Raw genomic sequence first — 17,721 nt, 5'->3', positions numbered from 1 at the left:
GACCTGCAGGCCCTGTCGACCAGGGCCTGTGAGGGCGACCGGGACACCACCGCCGAACGGGTTAGGCTCACCTCACTGAGTTAGCGGGCGGTTATGCCGCCATCATGAACAAACACTTGACCCGTGACATAGCTCGAGGCATCGCTCGCAAGGTAGATGACAAGGCCCACCAGATCAGCCGGCCTACCTCTATAGCCGAGCGGCACCTCCCTCTCGACAAAGGCGTCCATCTGCGCGACGGCCGCGGCGCCACCCGTCGTGTCGCGCTCACGTCCAAGGCGCGTGCCACTATGCCAGCCCGGCGCGATCGCGTTCGCCCGCACGTGCTCGGCCGCATACTCGATTGCGAGCTGCCGCGTGAAGCCAACCAGTCCGGCTTTAGATGCCGCATAGGGAATCGCGGTGACTGGGAAGCCTGGGTAGACACCGACGGTGCCGAGATAAGAACTGATGTTCACCACTGAACCGCGCCCGCTCTGAATCAATGCCGGCAGCAGTGCCTGCGTAACCAGGAAGGCGCCGCGCAAGTTGATCGCGAAGACACGATCCCAGTCCTTCGCCTGGACGTCCAGCAAACGCCCGGGCCGAGTTGCGATGCCAGCGTTGTTGATCAGCACGTCTAGCTTTCCGCCACACCAGGCAAGGACTTTTTCTGCCATCTGTGAAACGCCCGCTTCGTCGCCAAGATCAGCGACAACGCGGCAATCGCAGACGCCTACGGCCTCGCAGGCCGCGAGCGCCTCCGCCTCGCGATCGACCCAAGCCACCGCTGCGCCAGATTGGGAAAGCGCTTCGGCAAAAATACGGCCCAAGCCGGATGCAGCACCGGTCACGACAACTTTCCTGCCGGCCAGGTCAAAGAGAGCGCCGGGCAGACCGCTCTGTGGTGTGCTATCCGTCGACATCATCGCGCACCGCCCTTACAGTCACAACGAATCAATCCGCATCGCGACGTATTGGATCGAACGAATCCGACGCGGATTGCCGGCGCTGCCAAACCGGCTGCATTTATCTTCTTCATGTCACTTTCTCTTTGTCTTCTTTGGGCTCGGCGCACGGACATTAGCGGTGCGACCTCATCAGACGATAGCGATTGCCCAAGGCCGCGATGCCACCAGGAAGAACATAGACTGAAACAATCAGAAGCACCCCATACACGACCCAAGGGGCTGACTTGGAAACGCTCTCCGAAAAAGCAGGTATCACCATAATGAAGACCGCGCCGAAAGCGGCGCCCCACAGCGTTCCGACACCTCCCACGACAATCCCGACCAGGAGAGTGATTGACAGAAACATGGAGAACGAATCGGGCGCCACGAACTGCACGGCCAGTGCTGAAAGGGCGCCACCCACGCCCGTATAAGCAGCGGACAAGGCAAAGGTCTTCGTTTTGAGGCTCGCTATGTTAAGACCTGTTGCCTCGGCCGCCAGTGCATGGTCACGGATCGCACGCATGGAGCGACCGGCAGCCCCCCGAAGAAGGTTGTTGGCCATCCAGAACACGATCGCGCAGATTAAAACCGCATACAGAAACAGCCACTGATCCTGCGACAAAGGCAACCCCAGTGGCACCTCTGGCTTGATCACTGCAATGCCTTGAACACCGCCTGTCCATTGTTCGAGTAGGCGGCACTTCAAAAGCTGTGGAGTAGCAACGCCAAGGCCAAAAGTGGCTAACGCCAGGTAGATTCCATCGAGCTTGAGTGCTGGCCAGGCAAATGCGTAACCAATGACCAGCGAGACGATTCCGGCCAGCGGTACCACTAGCCAGTAGGGCAGACCCAATCGATCCATGAGAATCGCAACTGTGTAAGCACCAATGCCAAAGAATGCGCCATGTCCGAGGGAGATTTGCCCGTTGTAGCCGGTAAGCAGGTTTAGGCCGAGTAGAGAGACCGCATACGCCAGCAACATCGTCGCTTGAAAAAGCTGATACCCGTTTCCGACAAAGAGCACGCCCGCTGCGACCACGAACAATCCCGCCCAGCAAAGCCGGAACGGAACGCCAACGGCGCGCTGTGCGGTATATGCACGATCGAGGAAATTGCTCATGATTAAACCCTCGTGACGACACGGCGGCCAAACAGGCCGTCCGGCGCAAAAATCAGAATGACCACAATTAGCAACAGGGCTATCGATAGCTTTAGATCGGTGCCAACGACATAGGTCCCCAACAGGTTTTCAGCAATTCCGACCAGGAATCCTCCGACAACGGCGCCAGCGGGATTGCCGATCCCGCCCAACAAGGCGCCGGCGAATGCATAGAGAACCGCCCCCATCATCATGGACGGGTCCAGGAAAACCATCGGCGCGACCAATAAGCCCGATACAGCGCCGATCGCTCCGGCGAGGCCCCACCCTAGCATCAGCATCTTGCCGACAGAAATGCCGACCAACTGAGAGGAAACGCGATTTTGCGCAACCGCACGCATTTTCAATCCGAGGCTCGTTCTGTAAAAAAACACGAATAACAAGGCGACTAAGAAGAATGTCAAGGCAATCGAGCCGGCCTGATGAGCCGACAACAGCTGCGGAAATCCCCACGGCAGATTGGCAAACGGACTGGGGAAGTCGTGGCTGTCATAGCCGAAGAGCCAGCCGGCCATGCCGTGGAAGGTCACCAGCAGGCCGATGAATACCACCACCATGGACAGATCCGGGGCGTCACGAAGAGGTCGAATCACGGCCAACTCCAACACTGCCCCCATGACGAAGGAAGCTGCGACAGTCACGAAGAACGCGGCCCAGTACGGAACGCCAGCTTGGATCAATACCCATGCGAGATACGTCGAGAACATCGCCATTTCCCCCTGAGCGAAGTTCACGTGATGGGTCGCCTGATAGATCACTGCGAGCGCGAGCGCCACGATCGCATAGATGCTGCCTGTGCCTACCCCAGCAAGAAGCTGTTGGTCAAATGCTTCCATTCTCAGTCCCCTAGATAGGCTTGACGAATGCGCTCGTTCTTACGCAGGTCGTCCGCTTTGCCGCTCATGACGATGCGGCCTTGTTCAATCAGGTAAGCGCGGTGCGCTAGATCCAGCGCGATGTTGGCGTTCTGTTCGATCAACAAGATCGCCATGCCCTCCTCCCTGTTGATCCGCCGCATGATGTTGAAGATGTCCTGAACGACGAGGGGGGCCAGGCCGAACGAGGGTTCATCTAGCATCAGCAGTTTTGGACGCCCCATTAGCGCCCGCCCAATCGCCAGCATTTGCTGCTCGCCGCCGGAGAGCGTGCCGGCCTGCTGCTTACGGCGCTCGCGAAGGCGCGGAAAGTAGCCGTACATTCTCTCGATATCGGAAGCGATGGCCCGCGCCCCGCCTCGGGAACTTGCTCCAAGTAACAGGTTTTCTTCGGTGGTCAATCCAAGGAAAGTTCCTCGTCCATCTGGAACATGAGCCACTCCTGCCCTTGCGATTCGCTCGGTTGTAAAGCCATCAATTCTTTGCCCGCCAAAAGTCACCGTACCTTCGGTCTTCACCATCAACTGGCACAAGGCACGCAAGGTGGTTGTTTTGCCCGCTCCATTGGCACCGAGCAGAGCGCAGATCTCGCCGTTATCCACCTGAAGATCAACACCATGGAGCACGCTTGTTGAGCCGTACCTGGCCGCGAGCTGATTCACGTCAAGCAACATAGGAATGCTCCGCTGACTTGCCCAGGTAGGCCTCGATAACTCGACCATCACCGCGTACCGCTTCCGGCGTGCCTTCGGCAATCTTGCGGCCGAAATTCAACGCGACCACCTTGTCGGAAATTGACATCACCAAACCCATGTGGTGTTCCACGAGCAGCACCGCGAGCTTGAACCGCTGCCGTACATCTTGCAGGAGCCGCCCCAGCGCCTCGACTTCCTCGTGATTGAGACCGCACGCGGGCTCATCAAGTAGAAGTAAGCGAGGACGCGATATGAGGGCCCTCGCCATCTCCACTCTCTTCTGTGTGCCAAAGGGCAGCTCCGACACCGTGCGTTCCGCGACGGCCGCCAGCCCCAGGCTATCGATAACCTCCTGCGCGCGCCGCTGATGGTCCGCTTCGACAACGCGTTCAGAACGAAATCGCCAAGCGCTTGCTAAGAAACGCGGTTGCACCCGGCCATGCACGCCGAGAAGCACGTTCTCACGCACAGACATGGTCTTAAAGAGCGCAAGGTTCTGGAACGTGCGACCTATACCCATGTGCGCGATCTCGTGCTTGGGCTTCGAAAGTGTGGATATGCCGCCGACTTCGACGCTTCCCTCGTTGCAGTCGTACAGTCTCGACAAGCAGTTGAATAACGTGCTCTTGCCTGCTCCGTTCGGCCCGATGAGCCCGCAAATTTGTCCGGCTTCGACGTCGAAGGAGACCTTGTCGAGGGCGACGACGCCTCCGAATCGGACGCTGACATCCCTGATGCGCAGAAGAGGTAGGCAAGAGCCAATCATCGCCATGTTTTCAGCGTCCATCACCGCCCCTCCAAGAACGCTTGGCGCTCGTTGGCGGATCGCTCCGTCGCGTTCGACTGTGCTGTGGTCGTGATCATTCATCAGAATCCATACGCCGCGGTATTTCAATTCGAAAGAAGCGCGCCTTGCGGCACCCATTTGGTCCCATCAAAGCGAACAATCTGGAATTGCTTGATGGGATCGCGATCCGAATCGCTGGCGTTCACGGTGATCCCAGGCAGCAAGAAGGGACTGGCTACTTTGCTCAAACTGGTAGCCTGCTTGATGATGTTGGCACGAGTGAGGTCGTCGCCGGATTGCTTGATGATTCTGGCCAGAAGCGAGGCATCAAAATAGGCGATGGCCGCATTCCTGGACCGGGGATTTACGTCCGGCACATACTTCTTCATGAACTCAACGAACTGCACCATGCTGGGTTCGTTGGAGTAGGCAGGATCGCTCGGCTCCTTGAAGTAACTCGCAGTGATGATGCCTGTGGACTTTTCGAGGCCAACGGGTTTCAGCACCGCTTCGATCGATGCCCAGGGCGAGTCGAGGATCTGCAGCGGCCTCCAGCCGATTTCATATGCTCTGCGGATGGACAGGCTCGTTGCACGTCCCGTGGTGAAGTTCATAAAGACGTTGGCGCCAGATGCCTTCAGCGAAATCAATTGCGAGTCGAGCGTTGGATCAGTGGGCTCGTAGCTCACTTCTTTTACGATCAGCGAGGCGGCTTTGGCGCCCATGCCCGCTTTCACGCCTTTGACGAAATCCCGGCCGAAATCATCGTTTTGATAGAGGATTCCAACCTTCGGAGCGTGCAAGGAGGAAGCCGGGTCTGCCGCCATCTGGGCAACGTAGCGCCCATAGATGGCGCCCTCCCGTTGATAAGCGGGCAATGCGGCGGTCGTCCAGGGCCACGTCTTTGCGTCAACGAATCGAGACCCTCCGCTCGTCACGAGGATCTGAGGCACCTTGGCAGCGTTGAGGTAACGTTGAGTTGCCGCATTGGTCGGCGACCCAAAAGGCAGGGCAATGAACAAAACGCCATCCTCCTCTACCAGCTTTCTCGTCTGCTCCATGGTTCGCGGCGGGCTGTAGCCATCGTCCAACGTGATGAATCGGATTTTCCGGCCATTGATACCGCCTTTCTCGTTCAGGCGCTCGAAATACGCGGCCTGCACTTTCGTTTCGTAGGCCTCCGATGCGACTGGACCGCTGAGCGCCCATGTCTGCCCGATCTTGATTTCGGTGTCGCTCGCACCTCTGTCATAGCGTTTCTCTGCCATGGCATGCGAACTGAGCAGTGCCGCTACCAACGCGGCAGTCAAAGCCCCTAAGCAACCCCTGTTTTGAAAATGCATGTCTGTCTCCTTGTTGACGGCAAGCTTCGCCGGCGGTCGGTGCCGCCTTGATCCGGCCATGTGCGACTGGTTAAAGTAAGCCACGGCCATGTCTAAAAGTAAATCGCGATTTACCCGGCATTTACCCGATGTCTATCTTGCTTTCATGACATGACGAGGTCGACCGTCTGCCGCGCAACAGCGCTTTAACGGCCATTCACCTATTGCAGGGCGTATCGCCTACTTGCGCACAGGCACCTAGGTCGCGCAACCGAAGCCGAGACCGAGACCGAGCGACTGGCACATGCCCATGCAACCCTTTGCCGCGAAGGCGGCCCACGGTTCCACCGCCTCGAGCACCGGCCGCTCGCGATCTCGGGACCGCCAATGCTCGAAGACACCGAAATCGGGTGAAGGCCTTTAACCGGGACTGATTTCTTGTTTCATTGCTATTTGAAGACCGGATCTACCGAGCATAAAAACCGCCACCGCGGCGAGCGCGAAGGGCACGGCAAAAACAGTGTAGAGCGCGTGACCGCCGCTGCCGGTGTCGAGCAGCACTCCAGCGGCAAACGGCGAGATCATGGCACCGACGCGTCCCATGCCGAGCGCCCATCCCACTCCTGTCCCCCTACTTTCAGTCTCATAGGCAGTCGGTGCTAGCGAGTAGATGCCTGCCAGCGCCCCAAACGAAAGCATTCCCACCGCAACGGCAAGAGGCAGAACCAGCGCAGGATTTGTCATACCCTTTCCGAATAAGACCGTTGCGATAGCGGTTATCCCAAACAGAAATACTGTTAGCTTCCTCAGATCGAAAAATGGAGAGAGGACACTGAATGCCAGGCTTCCCATAATTCCTCCAATGTTCAACGCAACGCCTGCGTGAACTGCCACGGATTGCGTCGAGGTCGACACGGCCAAAAGCTTCGGTGTCCAACTGAGAAGAAAGTAAAGACCCATCAGATGCAGAAAAAACGCGCTCCAGATAAGGAGAGTCCTGGTGCGGTACTTCCGATCAAGCAATCGCCCGACGCCTGATCTACTTTTCATCACTGTTGCGACGCGTGGAGGAAGCGCCGATATTTCATGGCACTTCATGCGGCGCAGAATGCGGTTAAGCAGCCGCAGCGCTCTTTTCGGTCTTCTGGCCAGCAGGAAATCCACCGATTCCGGCAGGAATGCGGCAGCCAGTGCAAGCATGAAAGCTGACAAGCAGGCTCCTGCAAGAAAACTGGATCGCCAGCCGAAGGTTTCCAGCAACCACCGCGCAACAAGGCCGCCGGCCATCGCACCGATTGAGTAACCGACACCGAGAAGGCTAATTGCACTACTCCTGTGCCGATCCGGCGCATACTCCGCCACTAGCACGGCGGTGCTCGAAAGCAACCCTCCAACGCCGACTCCAGTGAGCGCACGCGTCATAAAAAAAATTATCAACGTCGGCGCGAGCGCGGAAAGGACCATCCCGACCGAAACCAGGATCAGCGAGCCGATTACCAGTGGACGGCGCCCGAACCGGTCCGACCAGGGCGAAAGTACGACAGTGCCGATCAAGATGCCGAACAAGCCCGCGCTAAACGCCATCCCAAGCTGGCTGCCGGACAATGACCACGCCTTCGCAATAGCCGGAGCGGCGAAGGACATCACCAATATGTCGTATCCGTCGACCGCATTTACGAGGACACATATCAGAACGACAATGGCCTGAAAACGACCGACGCGACTTGTCGAACTCGGGACTGCAATTCCGCTTACTACGCCCCCCGCAGATCTTCCATCTATGTTTGGCACCGTTTGTCTCCATTATTTGATAGTGACGTACAGTTATCGAGGACCTCTCAGGGGCACGAGCAATAGCTGACGCCGAATTTCTCCGACTTAGCTTGCACATCATTTGGGTCGCACTTCAGTAGTGTCCGGTTTATTTGAGATCCCCAGGCCGGTGAGCACCTGAGATGCGGGTTTCGAGGGTTTCATGGGTGTCCACGATTTCAATTTCGAGTTCAGCATTTGCGATCCTTTCCGGTTTGGGCGACCTGGGGCGGTAGACCTTAACAGGAGTCCCCGCATGTACCGCAATCACGCTGCGTGCAAGTAAACACCCATCGCAGGCCGTTCGGGGTTAGGCGGGAATACGTTCCATGTGCCGTCACGGTGGCGAAAGAAAAACATTGAAACCGAGCCCGTCGGCCAAAGTGCCTCGACGCGTACATAGCCCCCCCGATGTGAGCGGAAGTGCCCGAACTCGATGACTCGAACCGCCATCGCCCGATTCGGTGCGAGCCAATTTTCGACCATCAAACGCAGAGGTTTTCCTGTGCTAGCCATCGTCTCTTCCTTCATTTCCCTTGATCGGGATCGATCCTATTACCGTAGCCGCGATGCAATTTGTAGGACAGGGAATCGAATTACTCTGCGCCCTGCTACAGATTCTTTCGGCCTCCGATGTGCGAGAAAACGGAGATCTCGCGCGCTTTGCGGCCCGATCCATCACTCCCGGAAATGCCGCAATCCGCTAACCAACTGAATATGCGAAATTAAACCGACACTACTTATCGCGCTTAAATCCTTAGTCGCGCACCAGCACCTGGACCACGCAGACGGAGCCGGCTCCAAGCAGATGGCACATGCCTACACGGTCCTTGCCGCGCAGGCGCCGCACTGTTTCCCAAATCTGTGCGAGGCCCGTCGGTCCACCCGGATGACCCCGCGCAAGCAGTCCGCCGTCGGTTGAAAACTCCGGCAGGCCAAAGCGCTCCCGCGAAGCGGGTCCGAATGCCCCTTCGCCGACTAACGCTTCCGTCTGGCCCGGTTTGGAGAACCCGAGGAGTTCGTAATACATCAGTTCCTCCACGGCGAATGCATCGTGCACCTGCACGACGTCCACATCGGCGCGTTTCACTGATGCCTGGGTCAACGCCTGAGCCGCGGTTCGCTGCGAAAGTTCCGGCGGACCCACAATCGCGCCCTCGAGGATTAATTCAGGGGAGTACGCGTCGCTTCCGAATGCGCTGCCGGCCAGACGTATCCGGGGTTGCGTCGCGCCCACCGGCCAACCGTCGTCGCTGCACAGCACGGCCGCGGCCGCACCTTCTCCCCAAGGCGTGCACATCATCGACGTGAACGGATCAGCAATCATGCGGCTGCCTAGCACCCGCTCGATCGTGACCGGCTCGGGAGCGCGGCGGGCAGCGAAAGGGTTCTCCCGCGCATAGTTCCAATTCTTTGCCGTGATGGCGGCAAGGTGCTCGCGCGTGGTGCCCGCTTCATGCATGCGACGTTTGGCCCAGAGTGCGAACGAAACGACCGGTGGCAAGTTCCCTTCAGCCACGATGATGTCCTCTACCGGTACTGCCTTTTGCGGCGAGTCCATGCCCACGACGAGCACGCGTCGTGCATCGCCCGAGAGAATTGCCTGCCGAGCGCAGTGCATCGCCGACAGCCCGGTGGCGGATGCGTTGGTGACGTGCTGGACTGGCACGCCCGTTAGCCCGAGTTCTTTAGCGACAAAGATTCCTCGCGGCGACAGGGGATGCGCGGTACCGACAACCACGGCGTCAATATCGGCGTAGGTCAAATGGGCGTCTTGCAATGCCGCGAGAGCAGCATCGCACCCCAGCTTCACGCCAACGCCCGGTCCGTGATTGCCGAACGGGACCATGCCCACGCCTGCGATAAAAACGTCATTCATGGGAGAATCTCGTCTCATTGTTGGTGTCACCGGTTTTCGCGATCACGCGATCCCCGATACGATCGGTGCCTTCCGCAAGAAGGGCCTGGATACGAGCGCCGCAGTCGAGATCCACGATCCCATAGGCCTGGCCATTGAAGGTGGTGGCGCTATACAACAGCCCCTGCGCGGGAACTTCGATCAGGTCCGGCTCCCGCAGGGAGCCGTCGGCAACGAGGCTGCGGGGCGGCACATAGACTTGGCTCGTACTGGAGTCGCGGGCCGCTTTGAGTTGTACGACTGGCAAGTTGTTTCTCCTGTTTCCGATAAAACCGACTAGTGCGAAGAGTGAAATGAAGCGCCCGATGCGGCCATCTCGCGCAGGAGTGGTGGAACGACGTAGCGGGGGCCGAACTCCGTCGCCATCTCATCGCTGCGTTTCACGAACTGGCGGAGCCCCACCTGGTCGATATGCGCCAGCACGCCACCTCGGAATGCGGGATAGCTCCACCCAAGCACCGCACCCAGATCCAGTGCGAGTGGATCGCTCGCGATGCCTTCGGCGACCACGTGCGAGGTTTCGATAGACTGCATGTTCAGCAATCGCTCCATCACCACACTCGCGTTCGGTTGTTGCTGCTGCGGGGGGAAAACCGACGGGAGTTCGTCCCACACGGTCTTGCCCGTGGGTCCATAGCTGTAGACGCCCCCGGCACCCTTGCGTCCAACTCGTCCAGCCCGCAGCAACCGATCGATCACATCGAGCGCCGGCTGCGACTGCACGGCCGTGCCCCGTCCGGCCTTCGCAAGGCTGGTCAAGATGTCCTTCAGCAGATCGTAGGAAGTGAGGTCGCCCATGGCCAAAGGTCCGATGGGGAACCCGGCCATCGCCGCCGCTTTGTCGATCAACTCTGGCGAGATACCTTCGCCCAGCATCTGCAGCGCTTCGCGCGAGTAGGCCGCGACCACGCGTGATGTATAGAAGCCTGGCCCATCGTTGACCACGACAGGCGTCTTACCGAGCAACTTCAGCAGGGACTGTGAGCGAGCGAGCGACTCAGCGCTCGTCTGACTGCCCATCACGACTTCCACGAGTGCCATCCGGTCCACCGGGGCGAAGAAGTGCAAGCCGATGAAGTTTCGAGATGTCTGAACCGTCTCGGCCATCTTCGTGATCGATAGGGTCGAGGTGTTGCTCGCCACGAGGACGTCCGCACCCGCCGCGTCGAAAATCTTCCCGAACACCGCGTTCTTCACTTCCGCGATCTCCGCTACTGCTTCGACGACGGCCTGGCATCCCTCGAGGCGCCCGAAGTCCGTCGTGGCTTCGATGCGGGAGAGGGCCTCGTCGCGTTCCTCCTGCCCCATCAGTTGTCGCGCCACTGCAGCGTCCAGCGTCTTGGTGATGCGATCCAGTCCCTTGCGCGCCTCTTCGTCTGTGCGATCGACTAGCACGGTCTCTATGCCGGACCTGGCACACACCAGAGCGATACCGCCTCCCATTGTCCCGGCACCCACGACCCCGATGCGCGTTGGAGTGAACGTCGCCACACCGGCTCCGGACCGGCCTGCTTTCCTGACTGCGCCCGTTGCGATGAACTGTGTACGAATGCGATTCTTTGCGGAGGGAGAAATCGCCACCGTCCCGAAACGGCGGGCTTCGATCGCGAGCCCTGCATCGATGTCGACAGCCAATCCCTCCCGCAGCACCTCCAGGACGGCGTGGGGCGCGACATCTTCCGGAGGCGATTTGCGCTGTCGCTCCGCGCACGCTTTGGCGAAGAATGCTTGGCCTTCGGCCGAGTGCGGCTGGAATCCCGGGTACTGGAACCCTTCGCGATCCCACGCTTGCTGTGCTGATGGGTGATCAAGCACCCACCTGCGTGCGGCATCCAATGCCTGGTCCGCGGGAACGATCTCATCCACGAGGCCGCAGCCGAGTGCCTCCTGCACGCCTACGGGCTTCCCTTCAAGCAACATCTTTGTCGCGGGCGCGATTCCTATGAGTCGCGGCAACCGTTGCGTGCCACCCGCACCCGGGATCAGCCCAAGTTTGACTTCCGGACAGCCAAGCTGCACTCGCGCGTCGTCGCTTGCCACTCTTCGGTGGCAGGCGAGCGCAACTTCGAGCCCTCCTCCAAGCGCCGAGCCCGTGATGACTGCGACGAACGGCTTGGACGTGCGCTCGATCGCGCGTAGGCACGCGCCAACCGGAGCCACCATAGCCTGAGCTTCTTCCGGCGTCTGGATTGCGTAAAGCGCCGTCAGGTCGCCGCCCGCGACGTAGTCGCGCTTTGCCGACCGGATCAATGCCCCTTTCACTGCGTCATCGTTGATGGCGCGGTCGACGGCGCGTGCGAACGCATCGATGGCCGCCGGGGTCTTGACGTTCACAGGACCGTCCGGGTTGTTCCAGATGATGTATGCGATGCCATCCTTGTCTAGCTCGTAATCGATCACTTCTTCGTTCCCTTTGTTCGTTGCCGTTGCAGGTCCCGGTGCGGACAAACCCAATTCGGACAGCGGCATGGCGCATAAAAGCGATCCCTTTGACGCCAATCCGATGACGTGATGTCCCTTGAGCGGGGCCTCTCGTGAGCATTGCTCTGCGCTTAACGGCCATGAGGCTGGCAGGTCCGTTGGATAGAAGTAAACCATGATTCACCAATTAAAGTAAATGGTGATTCACGTAGGGTTTTCCCTTCAAAGCGCGGTGCCGTCAAGCGTGCCCAGCTAGGGCGCGCAGCCACCCGCCCTGGGCGAAATCGAACTCGCCGGACAGGCGATCAAGGACTGCTCGCATGGCGCCAAACCGGGAATTTTGATGGTGAATCTGGGTTCAATCAATTGAACCCGAGCAGGACGACCGCGCGCCTGGCGAGCGCACTCGGCGGACTCCTTGCGGACGTCCACACCCTGCAGAACTTTCCGGATCTCTCTGTCCGGCGCAGCGGCATCCAGTCGATCCCGGGGATTGCGCAGAGAACACTTTGTCGCGGAACGGCAACCTTGGCCGGTGGCCAGCGGTCGGAGGCCAAGGCAAACCTATTCAGTCATAGCTGCGCCGTGTCCGCGATATCGGCTCCGACGCTTGCAGGCGACCTGTCTCGTCAGTCGGCATTTTTACGAGGGTGCTGCGTAGGAAAATTCAATCGAGCCGCTTTACACAACTTTGCACGAACTTCGCCATCTCAGCGCCCAAGTCATCCAACTGGACACCGAGGTGCTGGACGGACGTGAAATGATTTTGGTTTGGAACAAGAAACGTCGCCGTCTTAGCGCCTGGTGTCACTGCTCTGGCGCTGACCACCATGTTCCATTGGCTAATGAATTCCGGCGGATCCAATTCGGCCGCGACCAGCAACAGAGGAGCTTCAGTCGCACCGATGCCATTGACTGTTGAATAGCGGCTTGGCGTTAAATCGTCGCCGTAATAAGCGAGCGCGCCTTGAAAAGGAAGCAACGAGGGGGCAAAGATACCTGAAATGAGCACGGCCCCACGGACGGCTGACGAATCAGGGGTTTGACCATGATGGCCGGACAGCCAAGAAGCGAGATGCGTTGCGCCTGCTGAATGACCGACGACGACCAACTGTTCGGTTGAAATGCCGAGTCGCCCGGAATTTTCGGCCAGCCAATCGATCGCTCGCTCGATATCTTCGGCACCCGCTGGCCACTGCGCTGAAGGGGCTAAACGGTACGACATTAATGCAGCCGCGAAGCCATGAGAACTGGTCCACGCAGCAACGTTGGAATAAAGATAACTTCCTGGTATGCGGCGGTTCCCAGCGACAAACCCACCACCGTGGACGAAAAGAACGAGCGGCTGGCTCGGTCCCATTGCATCGACTGTGCGATAAAGATCCAGACAATGCCGGTCATCGGGTCCATAGCGCAAATCTAGAGCAACCGGACCGTACGGCGCTCCCACGTCGTGTGAGTGGAGCGGTGCGCAAAGCCTGAGCGACGCTTGAAAGCTCTCCGGAGACAGTGTCCTTGGAATTCCTCGGATCTCTGCGAGATACTCAGGTGTGAGCGGTGGCGCAGCCTCAGGTCTCGAATTCGACATCGTTTTACGCAGCGCTGCGCTCCAAGAGACGGTTTGAAAAATCCGATGTGAATGGCCTACTCACGGCTAAGCCACCCACTCAAGGCCACGGTCATTCGGGCCTTGGGGTAAAGCCACCTGCAACACGGCTGTACCGAACGATGGCGGCTCGCGTTAAGCGCTCTGGACCGGTTGCTCCGTTCCAGCGGCCTCAGTTTCGAGCCACATTTTGGTGGATGTCATTCAGCAACGGCATCAACAAGTCCCAGGAAGCTCCATTGCTTGCCCGGTGCCAATCCAGCCAATTCCTTGCCGCACTCGCTGAGCATCACGGGCGACGAGGTGATGTGTTGGGAACCGGCGTGCATGTCCCTGTAGATCCGCTGGATGATTCCATTTCTCAGCGAAACACCGCCCGCCGCCTTGAAGGCAAAGTCGCATGCTTCCACAGCCGTCCACGTTGCATGATTCAATGCAAGCCTGATCAGCGTGACGTGCCGGGTTGTGAAAGGCTCTCCCTCGCGAAGAGACTTTTCGACGCTCGCCCAGGTCTCGAACGCCAGCGCGCGTGCCGCTTTGACCCTCGCTTCCATCCATGCGTATCCTTCGAGGAAACTCGACGAGCTAGCAATTGAATTCGGGATTGCAGCCTTTGCACGTGCTAAAGCGGCGGTTTCATCAAGGATGCGCTTGGCCTGGCCGAGAGCAAATGCAGTGTGCCCGGCGGTGCCGATGCCAATGGCTCCAGTCCGGTACGTCCACCCGCCGCGTAGGGGTTCAACCACGCGTGCCGTGTAGCAGAAATCTTCAGGGACGAAGACATCATCTATTGAGTAGTCAATGCTGCCGGTCGCTCGGAGCCCTATAACATCCCAGTTATCGTGAAAATTTACATTTTCCCTTGGCACGTTCAGAATAAGCGTCTCTGTCGTTCCATTGCGCAACGTTCGCGGACGCCCTTCTTCATAGACGATCGCACCAGCGTGCACATAATGGGCATGCTTAATACCGCTGCCGTAACTCCATTTACCTGTGAGCCGATAGCCCCCGGGGACAGCGGTTGCTTTCCCATTCGGGATCCCTTGCCCGGCCGCGACGGTCAGTCCACTACCAAACATCGCCTCCACCGCAGAATCACCCAGAAAAGCGCCGGCCGCAGATGTGCACAGCCCGGTTGCAAACAAAACCCAGGCGGTGGGGCCGTCCATCTCGGCAACCGTTTCGATCAACTCCAATGCCTCTACTGGGGACAACTGCCACCCATGCGCTTCCTTCGGCGCGAAGTATCCGAACAGACCCATTTCGGCGAAGGCATCGACCACCGCAGGTGCCAGCATTCCGCGAGCTTCATTGCTTGGCGCGCTCTCTTCAATCAGTGGCCGCAGTTCTTTTACTTGTTTGATGAGATCCTGAAAGGACAAATCCGCCCGACCAAGTCTTCTCTTGGCGTTCGAAACGTACATTTTTACTCCTATAGGGTTGTAGGCTCAAGTTAAGAAGCCGATTCATCAGCCCCAACTGTCAAAGTCGAGCATCATCTCAGTGACCACGGGTTCTTGCCAATGGTGGCTACCGAGCTTGCCGCCGTAAAAAAGCAGCGGTTTGCCTTCAGCGCTTTTCATCCACTGCAGTTGAGCCACGATCAGCCGGTGGTCTCCAGCGTCCAGGGTGGAGTGAACTTTTACTGCAAATTGAACCAGAGAATTCTGGAGCACCGGCACATTGCGATACCGGTCGTATCTCGGGTCTAACGTGTCAGAGGGCTTACCTCCAAAATGCGTGCACTCCGCAAGCTGTTTTGAAGAAAGAAATGAGATGCCGAAGCCCGCATCCGTAGAATTCAAGAACGCCAGGAAACCGGCGGTACGCGCAATGGAGACCACCACGAGCGGCGGGTCGAGGGAAACGGACATGAAGGCATTTACAGTCATTGAGCGCACACCGCCAGCATGCGAAACGCTGAGCACTGTCACGCCACTGGCGAACCGCCCCATCGCCCTTCTGAACTCACTGGCAGACAATGCCTCACCGGTGAGGCTATCCCACTCTGCCTGCTGACCTGTGCCGATGCTCCGCTGTGGATGACTCATGGTTGAACCTCAAAAGGTCGGCGTTGATGAGATTAAAGCCGATCTTCGCACAGAAGTAAATTTCACTTCATCTCTAGTTTACCCGAACGTTGCAATCCGGCGATGACCGGCTGACTAGCCTGCATGACAGGCACCGGCAGGGTAAACACTGCATGAATAGCCGTTCACTTTTTCACATCGCCGTGCTTTAATTTCTTTACATCATCGGGTTCGCCCGTGCCGAGCTTTAACACGGCTAAGCCGCGGACGAGGCGAACCTGATCGTGCGCGCAATCGCTTCTACCACCTTGCGCGCGAGTCCGATCTGCGAATGCAAACTCGAGATCGGAATGGTCGACGTGAGGTTCGCCCAACCCATCCACCACACTACACAACGGAGGCACGCTCATGCTTACTGTCGCAATCCGCCGTGCCGCAACTGTACGACCGGATGGATGGGCCATTATCAGTGGTACCGAAAGAACGACCTGGCGCGAAATGCCCAGGAGAATCGCATCACTCGCTTCCGCACTTAACGCTGCGGGACTACGGCCCGGCGACCGCGTAGCAACGCTCGCGTTGAATTCACCGCTCTACTTTGAATTGATGCTTGCGGTGTGGTGGGGCGGCGGCGTATTGGTACCGCTGAATACCCGCCTCGCCTACGACGAACTGCGTTATATCCTCGAACATTCCGAAGCTCGCTTTCTTCTTACCGACGATAGCTTTCGCGCGACGGCTGAGCGCACCCGCGAGGCTGTGGGACCGCTCCGCAGCGTTATCGTCGTGGACGAAGATCGCCGCAGCGACATGCTTGCCGCCTCACCGATTGACGACGCCCAGGTGGCCTTAGATGAACTCGCGTGCATCTTCTATACCGGTGGCACAACGGGCCTTCCCAAAGGCGTAGAACTGACTCATTCGAACTTGGCATTCGCGGCATCAAACATGCAGCGCGACCTGCACCATGACAGTGAGACGGTCTACCTTCATACGACGCCGCTATTCCACCTTGCCGACTTTGGCATTGGTCTTGGCGTAACCCTGGCTGCAGGGGCCCACAGTTTCCTGTCGCATTTCAGTGCTGCCGAGGTCTTTTCGCGCTTGCGCACCGACGGCATAACGCACCTTCAGCTCGTGCCGACCATGCTTTCAATGCTTCTTGACGCACCGGAGCGTGACGATAGCTTGCTCAGGCGGGTCCGAACCATCTCTTATGGCACAGCACCCATTTCGCAGGAGTTGCTAGATCGGGTACTCAATGCTTTTCGAAACGTGCGAATTCAACAGTTCTACGGCATGACAGAGTGCAGCGGCGCATGCACATGCCTGTTACCGGAGTGGCATTCAACGAGCGGTCCGAAAGCAGGGAAATTGACGTCAGTCGGACAACCGACGTCAAGCTTCGAGATACGGATCGTCGATGAGCAGGGCTGCCTCTGCGAGACCGGGACTGTAGGCGAGATCCAGATCCGCGGCCCTGCCGTCATGCGGGGCTACTGGCGGGACCCAGAGAGAACGTCGGACACGATCAAGGATGGTTGGTTGCGCTCGGGTGACGCGGGGTACATGGACGAAGAAGGGTTTCTCTTTGTTGCAGATCGCATTAAGGACATGATCATTAGCGGCGGCGAGAACATCTATAGCGCCGAAGTCGAGAAGACCTTGAGCATGCACCCGGCGGTCAGCCAATGCGCAGTGATCGGGGTGCCGGATGAGCGTTGGGGTGAGCGAGTGCATGCCGTTATCGTCATCAAACCCGGCTCCGTCGCAACCCCCGCCGAACTGGACGCCCACTGCAGAGCCCACATTGCAGGCTACAAGGTGCCACGCGGATATGACATCCGCACCGAGCCACTGCCGCTATCTGGAGTAGGAAAAATACTGAAAAACAGACTGCGCGACGAATGGCTCGGAATCAGCAAGCGAACGCGATGACACAATGATTGAAAAGCCGATCGCCATTAGTCGGACAGACTGGCAAGCGGATGCACATTATTGCTGCGCCAGGGCGACGACAAGCAGTGCTGCACGCGCGTCGGGTGCACCTCGGCGAGCGACGCCCTGGGCCACCTAGCCTTGCAATCCTTATCAAGGGGTTGTCGTACTTTTCGTGCAAATTCTGGCGGTTTGAATCGATCCTGCCGTGACCGGATGATCCGGC

At 58.6% G+C, this 17,721-nt stretch carries 14 protein-coding genes; 1 reads left to right on the top strand and 13 read right to left on the bottom strand.

The window, feature by feature from the left end; all coding sequences use genetic code 11:
- Nucleotides 1–80: 80 nt before the first annotated feature.
- From OKW45_RS00240 to OKW45_RS00180, 13 genes are all read right to left on the bottom strand, one after another.
- Complete coding sequence (locus OKW45_RS00240; RefSeq protein ID WP_429465136.1) at nt 81–908, bottom strand: SDR family NAD(P)-dependent oxidoreductase; 828 nt, start codon at nt 906–908, stop codon at nt 81–83.
- A gap of 154 nt (nt 909–1,062) precedes the next feature.
- Nucleotides 1,063–2,052, bottom strand: coding sequence for a branched-chain amino acid ABC transporter permease (locus OKW45_RS00235; protein ID WP_429465134.1), 990 nt, complete (start codon nt 2,050–2,052; stop codon nt 1,063–1,065).
- A 2-nt stretch (nt 2,053–2,054) separates the two neighbouring features.
- Complete coding sequence (locus OKW45_RS00230) at nt 2,055–2,927, bottom strand: branched-chain amino acid ABC transporter permease (protein WP_429465132.1); 873 nt, start codon at nt 2,925–2,927, stop codon at nt 2,055–2,057.
- 2 nt (nt 2,928–2,929) lie between these two features.
- A complete protein-coding gene (locus tag OKW45_RS00225; protein WP_026226494.1) occupies nt 2,930–3,646 on the bottom strand; it encodes an ABC transporter ATP-binding protein in 717 nt (238 codons plus the stop codon).
- Entirely contained in the window at nt 3,630–4,448 is an 819-nt protein-coding gene (locus tag OKW45_RS00220) for an ABC transporter ATP-binding protein (RefSeq protein WP_429469169.1), read from the bottom strand. Before OKW45_RS00220 ends, OKW45_RS00225 begins: the two co-directional genes overlap by 17 nt.
- Before the next feature lie 104 nt (nt 4,449–4,552).
- Entirely contained in the window at nt 4,553–5,791 is a 1,239-nt protein-coding gene (locus tag OKW45_RS00215; RefSeq protein WP_429465129.1) for an ABC transporter substrate-binding protein, read from the bottom strand.
- A 399-nt stretch (nt 5,792–6,190) separates the two neighbouring features.
- The gene (locus OKW45_RS00210; RefSeq protein ID WP_429465127.1) at nt 6,191–7,561 is read right to left on the bottom strand and encodes an MFS transporter; all 1,371 of its coding nucleotides are present in this window, start codon (nt 7,559–7,561) and stop codon (nt 6,191–6,193) included.
- A gap of 778 nt (nt 7,562–8,339) precedes the next feature.
- Complete coding sequence (locus tag OKW45_RS00205) at nt 8,340–9,461, bottom strand: thiolase family protein (RefSeq protein ID WP_429465125.1); 1,122 nt, start codon at nt 9,459–9,461, stop codon at nt 8,340–8,342.
- Entirely contained in the window at nt 9,454–9,747 is a 294-nt protein-coding gene (locus OKW45_RS00200; RefSeq protein WP_018424270.1) for a PhlB family protein, read from the bottom strand. Before OKW45_RS00200 ends, OKW45_RS00205 begins: the two co-directional genes overlap by 8 nt.
- Before the next feature lie 29 nt (nt 9,748–9,776).
- Nucleotides 9,777–11,969, bottom strand: a complete 2,193-nt coding sequence (locus OKW45_RS00195) for a 3-hydroxyacyl-CoA dehydrogenase NAD-binding domain-containing protein (protein ID WP_429465123.1) — start codon at nt 11,967–11,969, stop codon at nt 9,777–9,779.
- 619 nt (nt 11,970–12,588) lie between these two features.
- Nucleotides 12,589–13,281 (bottom strand): alpha/beta hydrolase, encoded by a 693-nt coding sequence (locus OKW45_RS00190; protein ID WP_429465121.1) that lies wholly within the window; start codon nt 13,279–13,281, stop codon nt 12,589–12,591.
- Between the two features lie 446 nt (nt 13,282–13,727).
- Nucleotides 13,728–14,951, bottom strand: coding sequence for an acyl-CoA dehydrogenase family protein (locus OKW45_RS00185; RefSeq protein WP_018424267.1), 1,224 nt, complete (start codon nt 14,949–14,951; stop codon nt 13,728–13,730).
- 45 nt (nt 14,952–14,996) lie between these two features.
- Nucleotides 14,997–15,578: a flavin reductase family protein gene (locus tag OKW45_RS00180; protein ID WP_429465119.1), complete on the bottom strand. Its 582-nt coding sequence runs from the start codon at nt 15,576–15,578 to the stop codon at nt 14,997–14,999.
- 387 nt (nt 15,579–15,965) lie between these two features.
- Here OKW45_RS00180 and OKW45_RS00175 point away from each other — a divergent pair, with 387 nt between their 5' ends.
- Nucleotides 15,966–17,495 carry a class I adenylate-forming enzyme family protein gene (locus tag OKW45_RS00175; protein WP_429465117.1) on the top strand — a complete coding sequence of 510 codons (1,530 nt, stop codon included), beginning with the start codon at nt 15,966–15,968 and terminating at the stop codon, nt 17,493–17,495.
- The last annotated feature ends 226 nt before the right edge of the window (nt 17,496–17,721 follow it).

The organism is Paraburkholderia lebeckiae (assembly GCF_050436225.1).
Lineage (GTDB): Bacteria > Pseudomonadota > Gammaproteobacteria > Burkholderiales > Burkholderiaceae > Paraburkholderia > Paraburkholderia tuberum.
This window is presented reverse-complemented; position numbering and strand designations above follow the sequence as displayed.